Genomic DNA, 1,128 nt, shown 5'->3' with positions numbered 1-1,128 from the left:
CAAATGCATTTTGTCGGCTCACCACAGCTTTTCGCAGACTTACACGTCCTTCATCGCCTCTAACTGCCAAGGCATCCACCGTATACGCTTCGTCACTTAACCATACAACCCTAAAAAGCCTTGAGTATCGGCCTCATGTCCGCCTTTTGAAATCGGACAAGGGTAATGTTGTATGCATGACAAGCTAATCGGAAGAATTGCCTTGCTATCTTCTTGCTAATCGGCTTGCCGATTGGCACGCTTTTCAGCGCTCTTAGATAACAAGCAATTCAAGTCAAGTAGAGTAAAAAGTGCGTCTTTCGACTTCTCAATTACTCTTCTGATTGATTACTATTAATATCAGCTTTCCAAATTGTTAAAGAACTATCGTGCAAAATCATGATGCTTTTTGTCATGACTTTTGCGCAAGGAGGAATTACATTACTCTTTAAAGTATCGTAAATGCTCCCTTAGGGTAAAAAACCCTAATCAATGCTTACTTAAATAAGTAAATATTCATTAGGATTTGATGTCCATCTCGACACATACGCTAACGATGTGTATGTCTACCACCATCTTTAGCGAGTAGCAAAATCGTCAGAAAGCTCTACTTCCGGTAAAGCGATTTTTCACGACCACTTGCAACGCAAGTAAGAAGGAAAATGGTAGGCTTGGGCAGACTTGAACTGCCGACCTCACCCTTATCAGGGGTGCGCTCTAACCAGCTGAGCTACAAGCCTTCAGTTTATCCGCGCCTAAGCGACTAATCTCTTCACTTTAGCGAGTAGATAAATAACAAGTCGATTTTACATCGACGATAAGTTACTTATCACGACCACTTACAAAGTAAGTGTTTGCGGTAAAGAGTGGTGGAGCTAAGCAGGATCGAACTGCTGACCTCCTGAATGCAAATCAGGCGCTCTCCCAGCTGAGCTATAGCCCCATAAACTTGTGTCGTTCTTTATATTCTAGACAAGACTATCTGTGTAGGCACTGCATCAAGGCGTCCTTCGACGTTTTTGGTAAGGAGGTGATCCAACCCCAGGTTCCCCTAGGGTTACCTTGTTACGACTTCACCCCAGTCATGAAACACAAAGTGGTAATCGTTCTCCCGAAGGTTAAACTAACTACTTCTTTTGCATCTCACTC

Annotated in this window: 2 tRNA genes and 2 rRNA genes; all 4 read right to left on the bottom strand. The window is 43.1% G+C overall.

Annotated elements, in window-relative coordinates:
• Nucleotides 1-102: ribosomal RNA gene (locus GTW09_RS17370) — 23S ribosomal RNA — on the bottom strand; the annotation flags it as partial.
• 540 nt (nt 103-642) lie between these two features.
• Nucleotides 643-719, bottom strand: a tRNA-Ile gene (locus GTW09_RS17365).
• Nucleotides 720-846: 127 nt separating this feature from the next.
• A tRNA-Ala gene (locus GTW09_RS17360) sits at nt 847-922 on the bottom strand.
• 80 nt (nt 923-1,002) lie between these two features.
• Nucleotides 1,003-1,128: ribosomal RNA gene (locus GTW09_RS17355) — 16S ribosomal RNA — on the bottom strand; the annotation flags it as partial.

The sequence above is a fragment of the Alteromonas hispanica genome, from assembly GCF_010500915.1.
In the GTDB taxonomy this organism is placed as follows: Bacteria; Pseudomonadota; Gammaproteobacteria; order Enterobacterales; family Alteromonadaceae; genus Alteromonas; species Alteromonas hispanica.
This window is presented reverse-complemented; position numbering and strand designations above follow the sequence as displayed.